Origin of the sequence: Actibacterium sp. 188UL27-1 (genome assembly GCF_016901225.1) — a bacterium.
In the GTDB taxonomy this organism is placed as follows: Bacteria; Pseudomonadota; Alphaproteobacteria; order Rhodobacterales; family Rhodobacteraceae; genus 188UL27-1.
Genome location: NZ_JAFEUL010000026.1, coordinates 29,490 through 43,928 on the forward strand (window position 1 = coordinate 29,490; position 14,439 = coordinate 43,928).

14 protein-coding genes, 1 tRNA gene and 1 pseudogene are annotated in these 14,439 nt (G+C 57.6%); 10 read left to right on the plus strand and 6 right to left on the minus strand.

The features are described from left to right. Positions 1 to 234: 234 nt before the first annotated feature. Positions 235 to 1,410, plus strand: a complete 1,176-nt coding sequence (gene rlmN / locus IU397_RS21325; protein ID WP_204417507.1) for a 23S rRNA (adenine(2503)-C(2))-methyltransferase RlmN — start codon at positions 235 to 237, stop codon at positions 1,408 to 1,410. A gap of 113 nt (positions 1,411 to 1,523) precedes the next feature. On the opposite strand, the gene IU397_RS21330 is transcribed toward rlmN, so the two are convergent. Next, on the minus strand, positions 1,524 to 1,910 hold the full coding sequence (locus IU397_RS21330) for an META domain-containing protein (protein WP_204417509.1): 387 nt from the start codon (positions 1,908 to 1,910) through the stop codon (positions 1,524 to 1,526). 184 nt (positions 1,911 to 2,094) lie between these two features. Beyond that, positions 2,095 to 3,693: a phosphoenolpyruvate carboxykinase gene (locus IU397_RS21335; protein ID WP_204417511.1), complete on the minus strand. Its 1,599-nt coding sequence runs from the start codon at positions 3,691 to 3,693 to the stop codon at positions 2,095 to 2,097. A gap of 383 nt (positions 3,694 to 4,076) precedes the next feature. Between IU397_RS21335 and IU397_RS21340 the strand changes: the two genes are divergently transcribed. The 9 genes from IU397_RS21340 (at position 4,077) to IU397_RS21380 (ending at position 11,694) form a co-directional block, all read left to right on the plus strand. Next, the gene (locus tag IU397_RS21340) at positions 4,077 to 4,778 is read left to right on the plus strand and encodes a response regulator transcription factor (RefSeq protein WP_204417512.1); all 702 of its coding nucleotides are present in this window, start codon (positions 4,077 to 4,079) and stop codon (positions 4,776 to 4,778) included. A gap of 104 nt (positions 4,779 to 4,882) precedes the next feature. Then, entirely contained in the window at positions 4,883 to 6,487 is a 1,605-nt protein-coding gene (locus tag IU397_RS21345; protein ID WP_204417524.1) for a sensor histidine kinase, read from the plus strand. Positions 6,488 to 6,506: 19 nt separating this feature from the next. Then, on the plus strand, positions 6,507 to 6,941 hold the full coding sequence (locus IU397_RS21350; RefSeq protein WP_255569841.1) for an HPr kinase/phosphorylase: 435 nt from the start codon (positions 6,507 to 6,509) through the stop codon (positions 6,939 to 6,941). Then, positions 6,907 to 7,854 (plus strand): RNase adapter RapZ, encoded by a 948-nt coding sequence (rapZ, locus tag IU397_RS21355; protein WP_204417513.1) that lies wholly within the window; start codon positions 6,907 to 6,909, stop codon positions 7,852 to 7,854. Before IU397_RS21350 ends, rapZ begins: the two co-directional genes overlap by 35 nt. Beyond that, positions 7,851 to 8,237 (plus strand): PTS sugar transporter subunit IIA, encoded by a 387-nt coding sequence (locus tag IU397_RS21360; protein ID WP_204417514.1) that lies wholly within the window; start codon positions 7,851 to 7,853, stop codon positions 8,235 to 8,237. Before rapZ ends, IU397_RS21360 begins: the two co-directional genes overlap by 4 nt. A 20-nt stretch (positions 8,238 to 8,257) precedes the next feature. Continuing rightward, positions 8,258 to 8,530 (plus strand): HPr family phosphocarrier protein, encoded by a 273-nt coding sequence (locus IU397_RS21365; RefSeq protein ID WP_204417515.1) that lies wholly within the window; start codon positions 8,258 to 8,260, stop codon positions 8,528 to 8,530. A gap of 26 nt (positions 8,531 to 8,556) precedes the next feature. Continuing rightward, on the plus strand, positions 8,557 to 9,474 hold the full coding sequence (locus IU397_RS21370; RefSeq protein ID WP_370541754.1) for a lysophospholipid acyltransferase family protein: 918 nt from the start codon (positions 8,557 to 8,559) through the stop codon (positions 9,472 to 9,474). A 94-nt stretch (positions 9,475 to 9,568) separates the two neighbouring features. After that, positions 9,569 to 11,500, plus strand: a complete 1,932-nt coding sequence (locus tag IU397_RS21375; protein ID WP_204417516.1) for a calcineurin-like phosphoesterase C-terminal domain-containing protein — start codon at positions 9,569 to 9,571, stop codon at positions 11,498 to 11,500. Between the two features lie 117 nt (positions 11,501 to 11,617). Continuing rightward, a tRNA-Met gene (locus IU397_RS21380) sits at positions 11,618 to 11,694 on the plus strand. A gap of 343 nt (positions 11,695 to 12,037) precedes the next feature. Here IU397_RS21380 and IU397_RS21385 read toward each other — a convergent pair. The 4 genes and pseudogenes from IU397_RS21385 to IU397_RS21400 form a co-directional block, all read right to left on the minus strand. Beyond that, positions 12,038 to 12,232 (minus strand): hypothetical protein, encoded by a 195-nt coding sequence (locus IU397_RS21385; protein ID WP_204417517.1) that lies wholly within the window; start codon positions 12,230 to 12,232, stop codon positions 12,038 to 12,040. 213 nt (positions 12,233 to 12,445) lie between these two features. Continuing rightward, positions 12,446 to 12,757, minus strand: coding sequence for a S8 family serine peptidase (locus IU397_RS21390; protein ID WP_204417520.1), 312 nt, complete (start codon positions 12,755 to 12,757; stop codon positions 12,446 to 12,448). A 313-nt stretch (positions 12,758 to 13,070) separates the two neighbouring features. Then, on the minus strand, positions 13,071 to 13,685 hold the full coding sequence (locus tag IU397_RS21395) for a S8 family serine peptidase (protein ID WP_204417522.1): 615 nt from the start codon (positions 13,683 to 13,685) through the stop codon (positions 13,071 to 13,073). A gap of 631 nt (positions 13,686 to 14,316) precedes the next feature. Further along, positions 14,317 to 14,439, minus strand: a pseudogene (locus tag IU397_RS21400) (IS481 family transposase); the annotation flags it as partial.

Consider the following 14,439-nt stretch of genomic DNA (forward strand, 5'->3'; position numbering starts at 1 on the left):
TGATTGAAATTGGGTCTATGCCGGGCTGCCACCGGCCAAAAGGATCGTGTCTGCACCAATGTCGATGCTGTAAGGGTTACGCGCCAGTGGCCGACTTATTCGCACCTTTTTTCGTGTCGACGGGATTTTGGTGGATTTGCGCCGTGGGTCACCTTTTCTCCTTGCGTCACAGGGACTGTTTTTTGCGGGCCGATTGTCCTATATCGCCGCTTAACCCATTCAATGGATACCGCCATGCCCGCCCCGATCACGCAGGATCTGCTGACCATTCCCCGCAAGCTGCCCGAGGGCGGCCCGATTAATCTGGTCGGGCTCACCCGTGCGCAATTGCGCGACACGCTGGTCGCCGCTGGCACGCCCGAGAAACAGGCCAAGATGCGGGTCGGCCAGGTTTGGCAGTGGATCTACGAAAAGGGTGTTCGGTCCTTCGATGAAATGACCAACCTTGCCAAACCTTACCGGGCCTTGTTGTCGGAGCGGTTTGTGATCGAATTGCCGGAGGTTGTCACCCGGCAGGTCAGCAGTGACGGTACCCGCAAATATCTGGTCCGCATCGCTGGCGGGCACGAGGTTGAGACGGTGTATATCCCCGAAGAGGGACGCGGCACGTTGTGTATCTCAAGCCAGGTGGGCTGCACACTGACCTGTTCGTTCTGCCATACCGGAACGCAAAAGCTGGTCCGCAACCTGACCGCGGGGGAGATTATCGGCCAGGTGATGCTGGCCCGCGATGATCTGGGCGAATGGCCTGAACCGGGGCGGAACCCAAAGGATGAAAGCCGCCTTTTGAGCAATATCGTCCTGATGGGGATGGGCGAGCCTCTCTACAATTTCGAGGCCGTCCGCGATGCGATGAAAATTGCGATGGATCCGGAAGGGATCAGCTTGAGCCGTCGCCGGATCACCCTGTCGACCTCTGGCGTGGTGCCTGAGATTGCACGCACGGCCGAAGAGATCGGATGTCTGCTGGCCGTTAGCTTCCATGCCACGACGGATGATGTGCGTGACCGGTTGGTCCCGATCAACAGGAAGTGGAACATCGCAGACTTGTTGGATGCGCTGCGCGCTTATCCCAAGTTGAGCAATTCCGAGCGGATCACGTTCGAATACGTGATGCTGCGGGACGTCAATGATAGCGATGACGATGCCCGCCGTTTGATCAAATTGATCGAGGGCATCCCGGCCAAGATCAATCTGATCCCGTTCAACCCCTGGCCGGGGGCCCCCTATGAACGCTCCTCAAACAACCGGATCCGGGCGTTTGCCGACATTATCTACAAGGCGGGTTATGCCTCGCCCATCCGGACGCCGCGGGGCGAGGATATCATGGCCGCCTGTGGACAGCTGAAATCAGCGACGGAACGGGCCCGCAAAAGCCGCGCCCAGATCGCGGCCGAGGCCGGGATGTGACCTCATATTCCATCGTCTGCGGATGGCTGGTCACAGTTGGGGGCCAGCCCCCAAACCCCCGGAGTATTTTTACCAATAAGAATGAGGAATGCGGTTTTCCGGGACGACCCCCCTCACTGCCGTTCAAAGATCAGCTGACGTCCGCTTTCATCTGTCAGGATTAGAATGTCACCGCTTACCTCGGCCAATGCCATGGCTTCGAGTGCTTCGAAAAAGATGGTTTCGGCGGGCAGATCGGGGCAGGCCCGGCGGGCGGCGGCGATATCCCGGACCTCGATCCAGGGATAAGGAGCGGTCTGGCGGGCCGTAAAGGTGTTGCAGGGGCCCGCGCCGGTTACTTCTCCCTCTTCTGGAAAAAGCAGGTCAGCGGATGCCTCAAAGGGTTGATCATCGATGCTCACCAAACGCCATTGGCTACCTGTGCCAGCATAGGCCGAGATGGTTTCATCGGGTTGGCAAAAGCTCAGCAATAGGAGGGATATCAAACAGATCGTGCGCATGACTTAGGAATGGCCAATCAGATGCCCCTCTGCAAGCCGATGATCGCAGGCGCAACAATTGCTAAAAAGGCGGCGGCGTCCCGGTCCGCAGGACCCGGCGCCGCCGCCGGGCCCAACGCTTTTAGACGCATCCGTGATGCGGGCAAAAGGGGCGGGAGCGCTCCCTTCGCGGAGGCGCGGCGGATCAGCCTATCGCGACGGCTTTCACATCTTCGTCGATATGGGCGGTGTATTGCGCAAAGTTATTCGCAAACATCTCCACCAGTTTGGCCGCCTGCGCATCATATGCTGCAGGGTCGGCCCAGGTTTGGCGCGGATCCAGCAGTTGGTCGTCGATACCTGCAAGCGCGACAGGGACTTCGAAGCCAAAGTTCGGATCCTTGCGGAACGTGCCTTCGCCCAGCGTTCCGTTCAGCGCTGCGGTCAGCAGGGCCCGGGTCGCTTTGATCGGCATCCGGCTGCCTATGCCATAGGCGCCGCCGGTCCAGCCGGTATTCACCAACCAGCAGGTTGCGCCATGGGCCGAGATCTTGTCGCGTAGCAAGTTGCCATAAACCTCAGGCCGGCGCGGCATGAAGGGCGCGCCAAAGCAGGTGGAGAATGTGGGCTCCGGCTCGGTCACACCACGTTCGGTGCCCGCCACCTTTGACGTGAAACCGGACAGGAAGTGATACATGGCCTGGGCCGGTGTCAGCCGCGCAATGGGAGGCAGCACGCCAAAGGCATCACAAGTGAGCATCACGATATTCTTCGGATGACCGCCCAGCCCGTTCTCGGATGCATTGGGGATGTAATGCAGCGGATAGGCGCAGCGCATGTTGGCGGTGAGGGAGCTATCTTCGAAATCCAGCTCGAAGGTCTCTGGATCGAACACCATATTTTCGATCACAGTGCCGAACATGTCCGTCGTGGCAAAGATCTCCGGCTCAGCCTCTGCCGATAAGGAGATCGTCTTGGCGTAGCAGCCCCCTTCAAAATTGAAGGTGCCGCGATCAGACCAACCGTGTTCGTCATCCCCCAGCAAGGTCCGGTCGGGGTCGGCTGACAGAGTCGTTTTGCCCGTCCCGGACAAACCAAAGAACACTGCGGCATCAACCGGATTGCCGTCCACATGGTTGGCCGAGCAATGCATCGGCATGATGCCTTTCTCAGGCAGCAGATAATTTAGCAGGCTGAAGACCGACTTCTTGTTCTCGCCCGCATATTCCGTATTGCCGATCAGGATCAGCTTGCGGTCAAAATTCATGGCGATCACGGTCTCTGACCGGCAGCCATGCTTGGCGGGATCGGCTTTGAAGCTGGGGCAGTTGATGACGGTGAATTCCGGGATATAGCCATCCAGTTCGGCGCGTTCGGGGCGGCGGAACATGTGGCGGATGAAAAGGTTGTGCCAGGCCAGTTCGGTGACCAGGCGCACATCCAGACGCTGCGCAGGATCGGCGCCCGCATACATATCCTGGACGAAATAGTTCCGCCCCTTCATATGATCGATCATGTCGGCATAAAGCTGATCGAAGGCCGCTTCGGTCATCGGCGCGTTATTCTCCCACCAGATCGTGTCTTCGGTGCTGGCAGACCGCACGACATGTTTGTCCTTGGGAGAGCGGCCGGTGAATTGGCCGGTGGTCACCAGAAAAGCGCCCCCTTTGCCAAGTGTGCCTTCATCCCGCTTCAGGGCTTCCTGAATAATGGCGGGCTCCAGCAGGTTGTAATATACGGTGCCAAGCCCCGTGATACCTTGGTGTTCAAGTGTCTGGGCTGGGTTCACGCGTCCCGTTGTCATGGGGGAATACTCCTTTTGCCGCCTCTGCCGATTGAGGCGATTGTGTCAAAAACCGAACTAATATCCTGCGGTTGCCCCCACACCGTCAGGGACTTTGTAACCTTATCATGCTGCAACATGACGAGAACAGGGCGCGTACAAACGTTAGCGCAACCAAGAGGAACTGTTAGCGACACCAGTGTCTGATTAGCGCCGATGCGCTTATGCCACGTCACGGTAACCAAGGGTAATGTGATGCAAAATCGCCATTTTTTTGCCAGATACCCGGTATGGTCTGCGGTCTGGGCACATCGATTCGTACTTATGAGTTGATTCATTGTGCGCAAAACCGGAAACTATCGAAGCTTTACGCGACGATAATAAACAGTGTGGGGAATACGCGGATGTCAAGAATTGCTCTTGTTGACGACGACCGGAACATTCTGACGTCGGTTTCGATGACGCTTGAGGCGGAGGGTTTCGAGGTCGAGACATATAATGACGGCCAGTCAGCCTTGGATGCCTTTAACAAGAGCATGCCCGACATGGCGGTGCTGGATATAAAGATGCCGCGCATGGACGGGATGGACCTGCTGCAGCGGTTGCGCCAGAAAACTTCCATGCCGGTGATCTTTCTGACTTCCAAGGATGATGAGATCGACGAGGTGCTGGGCCTGCGCATGGGTGCCGATGATTACGTGAAAAAACCCTTTAGCCAGCGTCTGTTGGTCGAACGGATCCGCGCCCTGTTGCGCCGTCAGGAAGTGATGGTCAGCGATGAGGCCGGGGAGGTCGAGACGGCACAGGTGTTGGTCCGGGGCGAATTGTCGATGGATCCGCTACGCCATGCGGTGACATGGAAGGGCAAGGATGTGGCCCTGACCGTCACGGAATTTCTGCTGCTGCAGGCCCTTGCCCAACGGCCCGGTTTTGTCAAAAGTCGCGACCAATTGATGGATGTGGCCTATGACGATCAGGTTTATGTCGATGACCGCACCATCGACAGCCACATCAAACGTCTGCGGAAAAAGATGCGGAGTGTGGATGATGATTTTTCGGCCATCGAAACGCTTTACGGCATCGGATATCGGTATAACGAAGAGTAATCCTCTTTGAAGGGAGCCTGACCGTGCGCGACACGGAGGCAACATATGACGGGGATGTCGTCCTAGGGGAGGACTGGGTCAGCCCCGATGGCTTCGACCGAGAGATGCGCGCAACCCGCGAGCGTCGCGGATATCTCACGCTCAACAGGTCCCCGCTTGCCCGGAAAATCATCACCTTCAATCTGATCGGCCTGTTGATCTTGGCCGCGGGTGTCTTCTACCTCAACCCCTTTCGGGACAGTCTGGCCTCCCAGCGCGAAGCGGCGCTGAAAACCGAAGCTGAATTGATCGCTAAGATCTTTGAGGTCCAGATACCCCCCAACACCGCACCTGTGACCCTGGCCAGCGATGACGGGCTGGATGTGGCCAGCACCCTGGAACGCCTGAACCTGTCCGGCGGTGTGGCCGTTTATGTATTTGATCCCGAACAGGGGTTGGTCGGGCAAATGCTCGCCCCGCGGACCGGCCCCCTGGCGGATGCCAGCAGCACGATCGTGACCAATTTCCTGAACACAGTGTGGGAGGTCATGTCTGCCGTCTTTTATGTCGGAGCAGATGATCCGCCCAGCCTGGACCGGGAAGCGCTGGCCCGCGCCTTGGTCGAGCCAGCCATCGCCGGTCAGACCCTTGTTCGCAGCGGAACGGACCCCGCAGGCAATACGTTGTTTTCGGTCGCGACTCCTATTGTGAAAGACGACAAGGTCGTGGGCATCGTCGCCTTGACTAGTGCCGCTGGTGAGATCGATTTGCTGGTGCGGAGCGAGCGCGAGCAGGTTTTGCAGATGTTCGTGATCGCCATGTTGGTGTCGATCGGGTTGAGTTTGCTGTTGGCCTCCACCATTGCCAACCCGCTAGCCGATCTGGCGGCTGCTGCCGAGATCGGGCGCGACAAGAATTCCCGCAAAGTGGCGCCAAGCCGCGTGCGGATCCCTGACCTTTCGGGCCGCCCGGACGAAATCGGACGGCTGTCTTCGGCACTGCGCGGCATGGTGGCGGCACTTTATGATCGGATCGATGCAAACGAACAGTTTGCTGCTGACGTCGCCCATGAGATCAAGAACCCCCTGGCCTCGCTCCGATCCGCTGTCGTGACCCTGCGGATCGCCAAGCGGGATGATCAACGGGAAAAGTTGCTAGACGTGCTGGACCATGACGTGCGCCGTTTGGACCGGCTTGTTAGCGACATCTCGAACGCATCCCGGTTGGACAGCGAACTGGTGAAGGAGGAGGAGGAGAGCTTTGACCTGATCAAGATGATCGGCAACGTGACCTCCTATCTGGGTGAACAGGCCGAAAAGAAAGGGGTCGAGTTCATCACCGACATGCCCAAGACGCCCATCAGCACCTATGGGTTGGAGGCGCGTCTGGCGCAGGTTTTCGTCAATCTGGTGACAAACGCGATTTCCTTTTGCGAAGACGGTGACGCTGTCCGCGTCTGGGTGCGTAAACGTGAAAACCGGGTGTTGGTCGTGGTCGAAGATACCGGGCCAGGCATCCCCGATCAGGCGTTGACCAAGATTTTTAACCGCTTTTATTCGGAACGGCCCGCAGGCCAGTTCGGTGACCATTCGGGCCTTGGTCTTGCGATCTCGAAACAGATCGTCGAGGCCCATGGCGGTGTGATCTGGGCGGAGAATATCCGCCCGACCGATGTGGATATAACGTCAGAACCTTTGGGCGCGCGGTTCGTGGTGGGTCTGCCTGTCTGATATCGAACGCGAGACCGTTTTGCATGCCAGCACCGTCGCGGTGGCGGGCAAGGGTTTGTTGATCTTGGGTGCATCGGGCGCCGGGAAATCCGCCTTGGCCATCGAGATGTTGGCATTGGGTGCCGCTTTGGTTGCGGATGATCGTACAATTGTGGAACGCTGCGATACGACCCTGATGGCACGGGCGCCTGGACCCATCCGCAATCTGCTCGAAATGCGTGGGATAGGCCTGTTGACGGTGCCGTCGATGGATCAAGTGGTGGTCCACCGGGCCATAGATTTGGACCAGATTGAGGTGGCGCGTTTACCTCAAACTTACGCGATTGAGCTATTAGGAGTGCAATTGCCCTTGTTTCGGCGGCCGGAAGGCTCACATCTGGCGTCAGCTTTGATGCTTTGCATGCAACACGGTCTTTGTGATGGCTCAACCCGCGACCACAATCCCAGCGACTGAACGGCCCGCCGCCACGGCGCCTGCGCGTCGGCTTGTTTTGGTCACAGGACCGTCAGGGGCAGGCCGATCCACAGCGATCCGGGCGCTGGAAGATCTGGATTACGAGACCATCGATAACCTGCCACTCTCCCTGATACCGCGGCTGTTTGACGGGCCGCCCCATGGCCGGTCCCTGGCCCTGGCCCTGGGTGTCGATACCCGGAATCGTGAGTTCAGCGTACAGGGATTTCTGGACTTCCTTGACGGCCCTCTTGGACGTGCGCGGGCCGAGGTGTTCTACGTGGATTGCCGTCCGGATATCCTGTTGCGCCGATATTCCGAAACGCGGCGGCGGCATCCGATGGCTCCGGCGGAGTCGCCCGAGGATGGCATCGCCCGGGAATTGGACCTGTTGGCTCCGATCCGCGAGCGGGCAGAGGTCTTGATCGATACAAGCGAGTTGAGCCAGCACGACCTGCGAGCCGAAATCGACCGCTGGTTCAGCTATGCCACAGCCGTGCGCATGGCGCTGTCAGTGCATTCCTTCAGCTACAAACGCGGGCTGCCCCGCGGCTTGGATATGGTGTTTGACTGCCGATTCTTGCGCAACCCATACTGGGATGATACCCTGCGCACTGGTGATGGCCGCGACAAAGACGTCATCAGCTACATTGCGGCGGATGCTCGCTATTCTGAATTTCTGAACAAAGTCACAGATTTAACCGAATTGTTGCTACCAGCCCATGTGGATGAGGGCAAATCCCACCTAACCATCGGCTTTGGCTGCACGGGTGGGCAACACCGGTCTGTTTGCGTGGCCGAGGCGATTGTGAATCGTCTTGCGGCGGCCAATTGGCAGGTGTCTATTCGACATAGGGAGCTTGAACGGCGCCGGGGGGGCGCAGATGGGCAGGCATCAGGGTTACGGGTTTGATAGGCATAGTCATTGTCGCACATGGCGGATTGGCACAGGAATATCTGTCTGCCGTGGAGCATGTCGTAGGTGCTCAGGAAGGGATAAAGGCGATTGCTATCGCCCCCGACCATGATCGCGCGAAAAAGCAGAACGAGATTTGTGCGGCCGCCGACGAGGTTGATGCCGGGGATGGTGTTGTGGTCGTGACCGACATGTTTGGCGGGTCCCCCTCCAACCTGTCATTGCGTGCATGCAGCCCACAGGACCGCAAGATTGTGTATGGCGCCAATCTTCCGCTGTTGATTAAATTGGCAAAGTCGCGCCAAATGTCGGTCACGGCCGCGGTAGAGCACGCTTTGACCGCCGGTCGGAAATATATCAACAGCTTTGACGGGGGCTAACCCCCGCGGCAGACCGGACAGTGACGACACAAAAAACGCTCGACATAATCAACGAGAAGGGCCTGCATGCCCGTGCCTCAGCCAAATTCGTGGAAACGGTGGAGCGCTTTGACGCAACGGCGCAGGTCCGGCGTGACGGTTTGGAGGCGGGGGGTGACAGTATAATGGGGCTTTTAATGTTGGCAGCCTCAAAGGGAACCTCTATTGAAGTTGAAACCTGCGGATCAGAGGCACACGCGCTTTTGGACGCATTGGAAGCCTTGGTGGCCGACCGGTTCGGTGAGGACTTCTAAGGTAATGTTAAAGAGGGCCAGCTAGCTTGGTAGAAAGCACGCACTACCGCCATACCCCCGTTCGCATTCGTCAGCGGTTGGGCACACAAGGCGATGGCGGAAAATTGGGTGACGAAGCCTATGATCGGCGACGCCTGAGTTATGCCGGCACATTCACTCGTCCGCTTCAAGCCAACATCATTAAAACGATGGAGTTGTTCACCGGCAAGCTGCATTTGCTGCGCCTGATCCGTCGGTTCGAGGCATTGGGGGTACCCGATGGCCAGGGCTTCTGGAAACAGGCGCTGGACGTGATGGGGATCGAGTTGAAAACCCCCCAGGAACAGTCCGACCGCATTCCCGAAGAGGGCCCGCTGGTGATTGTAGCCAATCACCCCCACGGGTTGGTCGATGGCATGGTTCTGGCAGAATTGATCGGACGGCGGCGGCAGGATTACAAGATCCTGACGCGGTCCCTATTGACCGGTGTGGGGGAGATCGAACGGTTCATGATCCCCGTGCCATTCCCCCATGAACATGATGCGCGCGAACAGAATTTGGAAATGCGCCGTTGCGCCATGGAGCATCTCAAAAATGGCGGTGCCACTGTCCTGTTCCCATCCGGTGTGGTGGCATCAGCCGACACCATGTTTGGCCCCGCGATTGAGAAAGAGTGGAACCCGTTCACGGCCAAAATGATCCAGCGGTCCGGCGCGCGGGTCGTACCCATCTTCTTTCCTGGCCAGAATTCGCGTTTGTATCAGATCGCGGATCGCCTTTCGCCAACGATCCGCCAGGGATTGCTGTTGTATGAAGTTGTGCATGCCCTGAACCGGCCCCAGGCCCCCGTTGTCGGACATCCGATCGCGCGTACCGCCATTGAAGAATGGTCAAGCAATCCGCGCGGCTTTGTAAACTGGCTGCGAGAGCAGACCCTCTCCCTCAGGGCGGAAGCGGTGGTCTGACAGTCATCTGTCAACAAAACGTCATCAATCAGTAAGCGAACTGTCAGGTAGGCCTTTTAATAAAGGCATGTTTACCGACAGGGAGCGTTTCGCGATGAAACAAATCATGCTGACAACCACCGCGCTGGTACTGGCCCAGATGGCCTATGCGAAGGACACGACATATATCGGGTCGGTTGAGTTGATTACCGGCGATACGGCGGCGGATGCCGCACGCGGCACGGTCTTTATCGATGAAAACCGCAATTCCAAGCTGGATGACGACGAGGTTGGTCTGGCTGGGGTCCAGGTCTCGAACGGGCGCGAGGTTGTTCTGACAGGAGAAGATGGCACCTATGAGCTGCCAGCCTATGATGACATGAACCTTTTCGTGACCAAACCCGCTGGCCACGCAACGCCAGTTGACGCCGACATGATCCCGCAATTCGCCTATGTCCACAAAGTCGACGGCTCCCCCGATCTGCGGTTTGGCGGCATCGAACCCACCGGCCCGCTGCCCCAGGCCATCAACTTTCCGCTGATCGAAGACGGATCAGGGGATCAGTTCAACTGCCTGATCTTTGGCGATACGCAACCCTATACCAACCGCGAGATCGGATATGTGCGGGACACCGCGGGCAAGATGCTGGCCGCGCGTGACAACTCCAATACGGAATGCTTGATCTTTGCCGGTGACGTGATGGGGGATGACCTGTCGCTTTATCCCCGGTTCAAGAAAATCATCGCCGTCGGGGGTGTGCCGCAATATTATGTTGGTGGTAACCATGACGTGGATTTCGACGCTGCTGATGATGAGGATAGCTTTGACACGTTCCGCCGCGAATGGGGGCCGGAATACTGGTCAGCCGATATCGGAAACGTGCATTTCGTCGGCCTAGACAATGTCAGATATCCTTGCAACGGCGTGGACCCACATCCCTTTTGCGCCGCCAATGAGGACCTGACCTATAACGGTGTCGTCTCGGGGCGCCAGTTGGAATGGCTGAAAAACGACCTGGCCAACGTGCCCCAGGACAAACTGATCGTGATGACAGCGCATATTCCGTTTCAGACTTTCACCGATAATGATGCGGCCAAGCACCAGACAGACAACTTGGATGAACTGGTTGCGGTTCTGGGGGATCGCCCGGTTCTGGGACTGTCGGGCCATACCCACACGACGGAAAACATCGAAAAAGGTGAGTCATTCGATGGATGGGAAGCCAACACCAATCTGGCCGAAGCGCCCTTCCACCAAATCGTAACCGGTGCCGTTTCGGGCAGTTGGTGGGCCGGAGATCTGAATGATCAGGGTGTGCCCCATGCCACACAGCGATTGGGGGCGCCGCGGGGCTACTATCAGCTCGATTTCGATGGGTCGGATTATGTCGATACCTACAAGACGTTCCACCTGAGCGAGGATAATCAACTCCATGCCTCGTTCAGCACACCGCGGTTCCGCGAATGGGCGGAACGGTTGATTGCCTACCGGGAACTATATCAGCGGACCTTTGACCAGAAGCCGCCGGTGGTGCTGCGGGATCTTGGCGATATGTACATGCTGACGCAAGAAGATCTGGCTGACGGCAGCTGGGTTGCTGTCAATGTCTGGAACGGATCGCAGCAAAGCCAAGTCAGTATTTCGATCAATGGCGAGACCCCCATTGAGGCCGCCCGCACCCAGGATGGCACGGGTGAGGCCAAGCTGGAGGGCGTGGACTATGCCGATCCGTTGGCCTTGGCCAAGCAGTCGACACAAGGATCCGTCGCCGCGATCTCGGTCGATGGTGGAGAGGAAACCGCAGGGTTCACCACATGGAAAGGCACGTCCTGGGCGGGCCATGCAGGGCCGTTTCAGAACTGGATGTTGACCGATAGCAGCCATCACCTGTGGCGTGCCGATCTACCCCAAAGCCTGCCCACCGGACTGCACAAGATGCAGGTCACGACAACGGATCGCCACGGACGGACATTTTCGGAAACCTACGCATTTGAGGTGGTGGAAGAGTTGCCGAACCCAGAATGGCAAGACGATTTCTGGAACTGATCCCCGCAAAATTCCGGGCGCAAGTATGTGCGCCCAGGATGCTACGGCAAATGTAACATTTTTTCGAAGCCCCCCTTGCGACTCCCCGATAGACCCTCTACGTCATTTCAATGTTGGCGCGGGATGGAGCAGCCCGGTAGCTCGTCAGGCTCATAACCTGAAGGTCGTAGGTTCAAATCCTACTCCCGCAACCAACGAAAAGTGCAAGGCGCCCCCCGGGGCGTTTTTGTGTTTTTATGATCTGCTGACATGTTTTGTACGTTCCCCGGCGCCTTTTTATGGCGAAAGGTGTCACGAAAACTGGATCGTATCTCCCGGGGCCAGGGTTTGATCACCATGTCGTAGGGTCACCCGTAATTCCCCTTTGCCCATCTCTTCCCCTAAAGGCCGATAGGATGGCCAAAAAGCTGTCCGTCACTGGTCGAGAGCGGGATTTCGTATACCGCACCGCCATCAAACTGTACGGCAGGTTTCCCATCCAGATCGACAACCTTTGCCCCCTGCCCCTGATCGGTCGTCCAGGATGCCAAACCATGACTATGGGGAGACCTTGAATTCCATGATCGTCCGATCTGCCAGTCGAAGTTCAAGCAGGGCATCGCCGCGGAACCTGATTGTAGATGATGCCAGCAATGCCAATGCGGTTTCGTCAGACGGTTCCAACCGCTCGCCCAGGGGCGCCAGATCCGCGTTGATCAAACCGGAAGCCACAGCTTCCAGCATTTGGTCCATCAATCGGACATCGCTCAACTGCAACTGAAACTTCAGATCCAGTTTGAACCGCGTGGCATCGATAATAAGCGATTGCAGGCGACCTGCATCGAGGGCGCCTCCGACAATCGCGAACTTTGAACTTATGTCGGATCGTCAATCCAGATATTGCGCTGGCAGATATTATTGAATCGGCGGATATCGATAGCGCTGCCCATCGGTGCAACTTGACCATCATGGCGCGATGCATCCAGCAAAAGGCAAGGACGCCAGCCTATATCCTGACCGCCAATGATGACGGTTGCCAGTGGCACAAGAGCCGCGGGCCTGGGTATTCGCCATATCGATTTTGACTGCGGTGTCGCGCAGGATACCCCGCATCTGTAACCCTTTGAGCGCGGGATTGGCAGACAGAATTAAGGCCGCAACGCCACCAGCCGTGGGGGCGGCATGGCTGGTGGTGCCAAATGCGACATCGTAGTCTTCTTCCAAACCGGGTGTGGCGATGCCGCTCCAGGAGCCGTTACCGACCCGGACAGCTGACATGATTTATCAATGTCGCCGCCTCAGATTTTGGCCGTGCGGCTGGGGCGACCAGATCCATTTCCGGCCCTTACGGTGAATAAAAACCACGTGTGTCTGTCAGCGCCACTAAGTCTTCGGCGTCACCGTTCGGATCGGCATGGAACGATCTGGTCGGATCGGGGCCGATGCTGGCGCCCACTGCAACGGTACGCTCTTGCATGGCATAGCGTCGAACGGCGCTGAATGGCACGAAGCCAAGATTGCCAACGGAAAAGATCACAACACAGCCGCGGCCCCTGCATCCGTAAGTAGTGAGAAAATCAAAGAAATCGCATCAAACGTGGGATAGTGGGCTGTTTCCTGATCCCCATGAATTGATAATCATATCGGCGAGTTGGCCCGGAAATGCAGGAAAAGCCGGATCGGTATTCCCAGCATCCAGACCCGCCGTCCAAAGTATCACGTCGGCTGACTCCAGATCGTCGGGGCTAAAGGGCAAGCGAGCGCCAATGACGTGACAATTTGGGGCGACACCCGCGATGCCGCGATTATTGTCAAAGGCAGCCGTTGCCATACCGGCGACTTGGGTGCCGTGGTGATCCAGGAAACCATCTGTCGGATTTTCCGGGAACATGGATGCGAAATTAACTGACATCAGCACCTTTTGTGACCCGCCGGTCAAGGGCGCCGGAAGGTCGGGATGGTTCGGCGTCACCCCGTCGATGTCCAGCACTGCGATACAAATCTCCGGTGTTCCGCCGCGCAGGTTCACGTTGGTATTGTCCAGGGTATCCCAAGCCGCGTCCCAATCGATCAACGGGAGATAGGTCTGATGGCTGTAAAGCAGATCGTCGGGGGTATAGACATCCTGCTCAAGCACGCTGAGCATCCGCGGCTCGGCATATACAACCTCTGCCATCTCGTTGAGTTTGTTGGCCAACCTCAGCATACTGTAATCCGGCAGGCCGGGCCGTATCCGCTTTAACAAAGCTTTCGAAACGAATGACTATGCGGTTTGTCAGACCGCGTGGCAGGGCTGTTTCACCATGCTGGATGATAGCGCCAAATATGATATGAACACTGCGACGATCCGCGATCTGCTTGAGCCGGGTAAGCTGCGATCCGGCCTCTGCAAGCCCGCCCGGCATGGAAATTAGGCTCGGATCACGGGGGAAGGCAGGTTGGTCATCCTTTTGATCAAGGCGTTCCAGTCCGAGTTCGTTCAATACGTCCTCAAGCTGGAACACGCTTTTCCGTGTTGGCCGCACGGAGGCCAGAATTGCATCCTTCCGTTGCCGGTGATGTAGGGGGCCGTCAGCCGAAGGGTAAGGTGGGTTCATCCCTCTGACCGACAGACGCGACCACAGAGTTCGGCCCAGGCGTCAGGACAATCTCGCGTGTGACCGGCTGACGGGAACCTGTTCGAGGTTCAACTGTTAACGTCTACATACCTAGTGCCAGGCGGGAGGCTTTGAACTGCCCACCCCCAGCAAGCTCCAGATCAAGTGCCGTATCGTTCACGACAATCCGGACATTTGCATCATCAACCGGTGCCGCATCGCGGTCGCTTACAAAGACATCTAGTTGTTCAGTCCCGGCATCTGGTGGATCGGATTTAGGATGAATGGCTCTGGCTCAGATGTCCAGATTTTGCAGATGTATTCGTAGGGTGTGAGGCCGCTGAGCGTTTTGAGACGGCGTGC

Coding starts and splice junctions, on each gene's coding strand:
- IU397_RS21385 (WP_204417517.1), bottom strand. CDS start 12,232: ATGGACCAAATGCTGGAAGCTGTGGCTTCCGGTTTGATCAACGCGGAT.
- IU397_RS21335 (WP_204417511.1), bottom strand. CDS start 3,693: ATGACAACGGGACGCGTGAACCCAGCCCAGACACTTGAACACCAAGGT.
- rlmN (WP_204417507.1), top strand. CDS start 235: ATGCCCGCCCCGATCACGCAGGATCTGCTGACCATTCCCCGCAAGCTG.
- IU397_RS21330 (WP_204417509.1), bottom strand. CDS start 1,910: ATGCGCACGATCTGTTTGATATCCCTCCTATTGCTGAGCTTTTGCCAA.
- IU397_RS21340 (WP_204417512.1), top strand. CDS start 4,077: ATGTCAAGAATTGCTCTTGTTGACGACGACCGGAACATTCTGACGTCG.
- IU397_RS21395 (WP_204417522.1), bottom strand. CDS start 13,685: ATGCTGAGGTTGGCCAACAAACTCAACGAGATGGCAGAGGTTGTATAT.
- rapZ (WP_204417513.1), top strand. CDS start 6,907: ATGGCTCAACCCGCGACCACAATCCCAGCGACTGAACGGCCCGCCGCC.
- IU397_RS21345 (WP_204417524.1), top strand. CDS start 4,883: ATGCGCGCAACCCGCGAGCGTCGCGGATATCTCACGCTCAACAGGTCC.
- IU397_RS21375 (WP_204417516.1), top strand. CDS start 9,569: ATGAAACAAATCATGCTGACAACCACCGCGCTGGTACTGGCCCAGATG.
- IU397_RS21390 (WP_204417520.1), bottom strand. CDS start 12,757: ATGTCAGCTGTCCGGGTCGGTAACGGCTCCTGGAGCGGCATCGCCACA.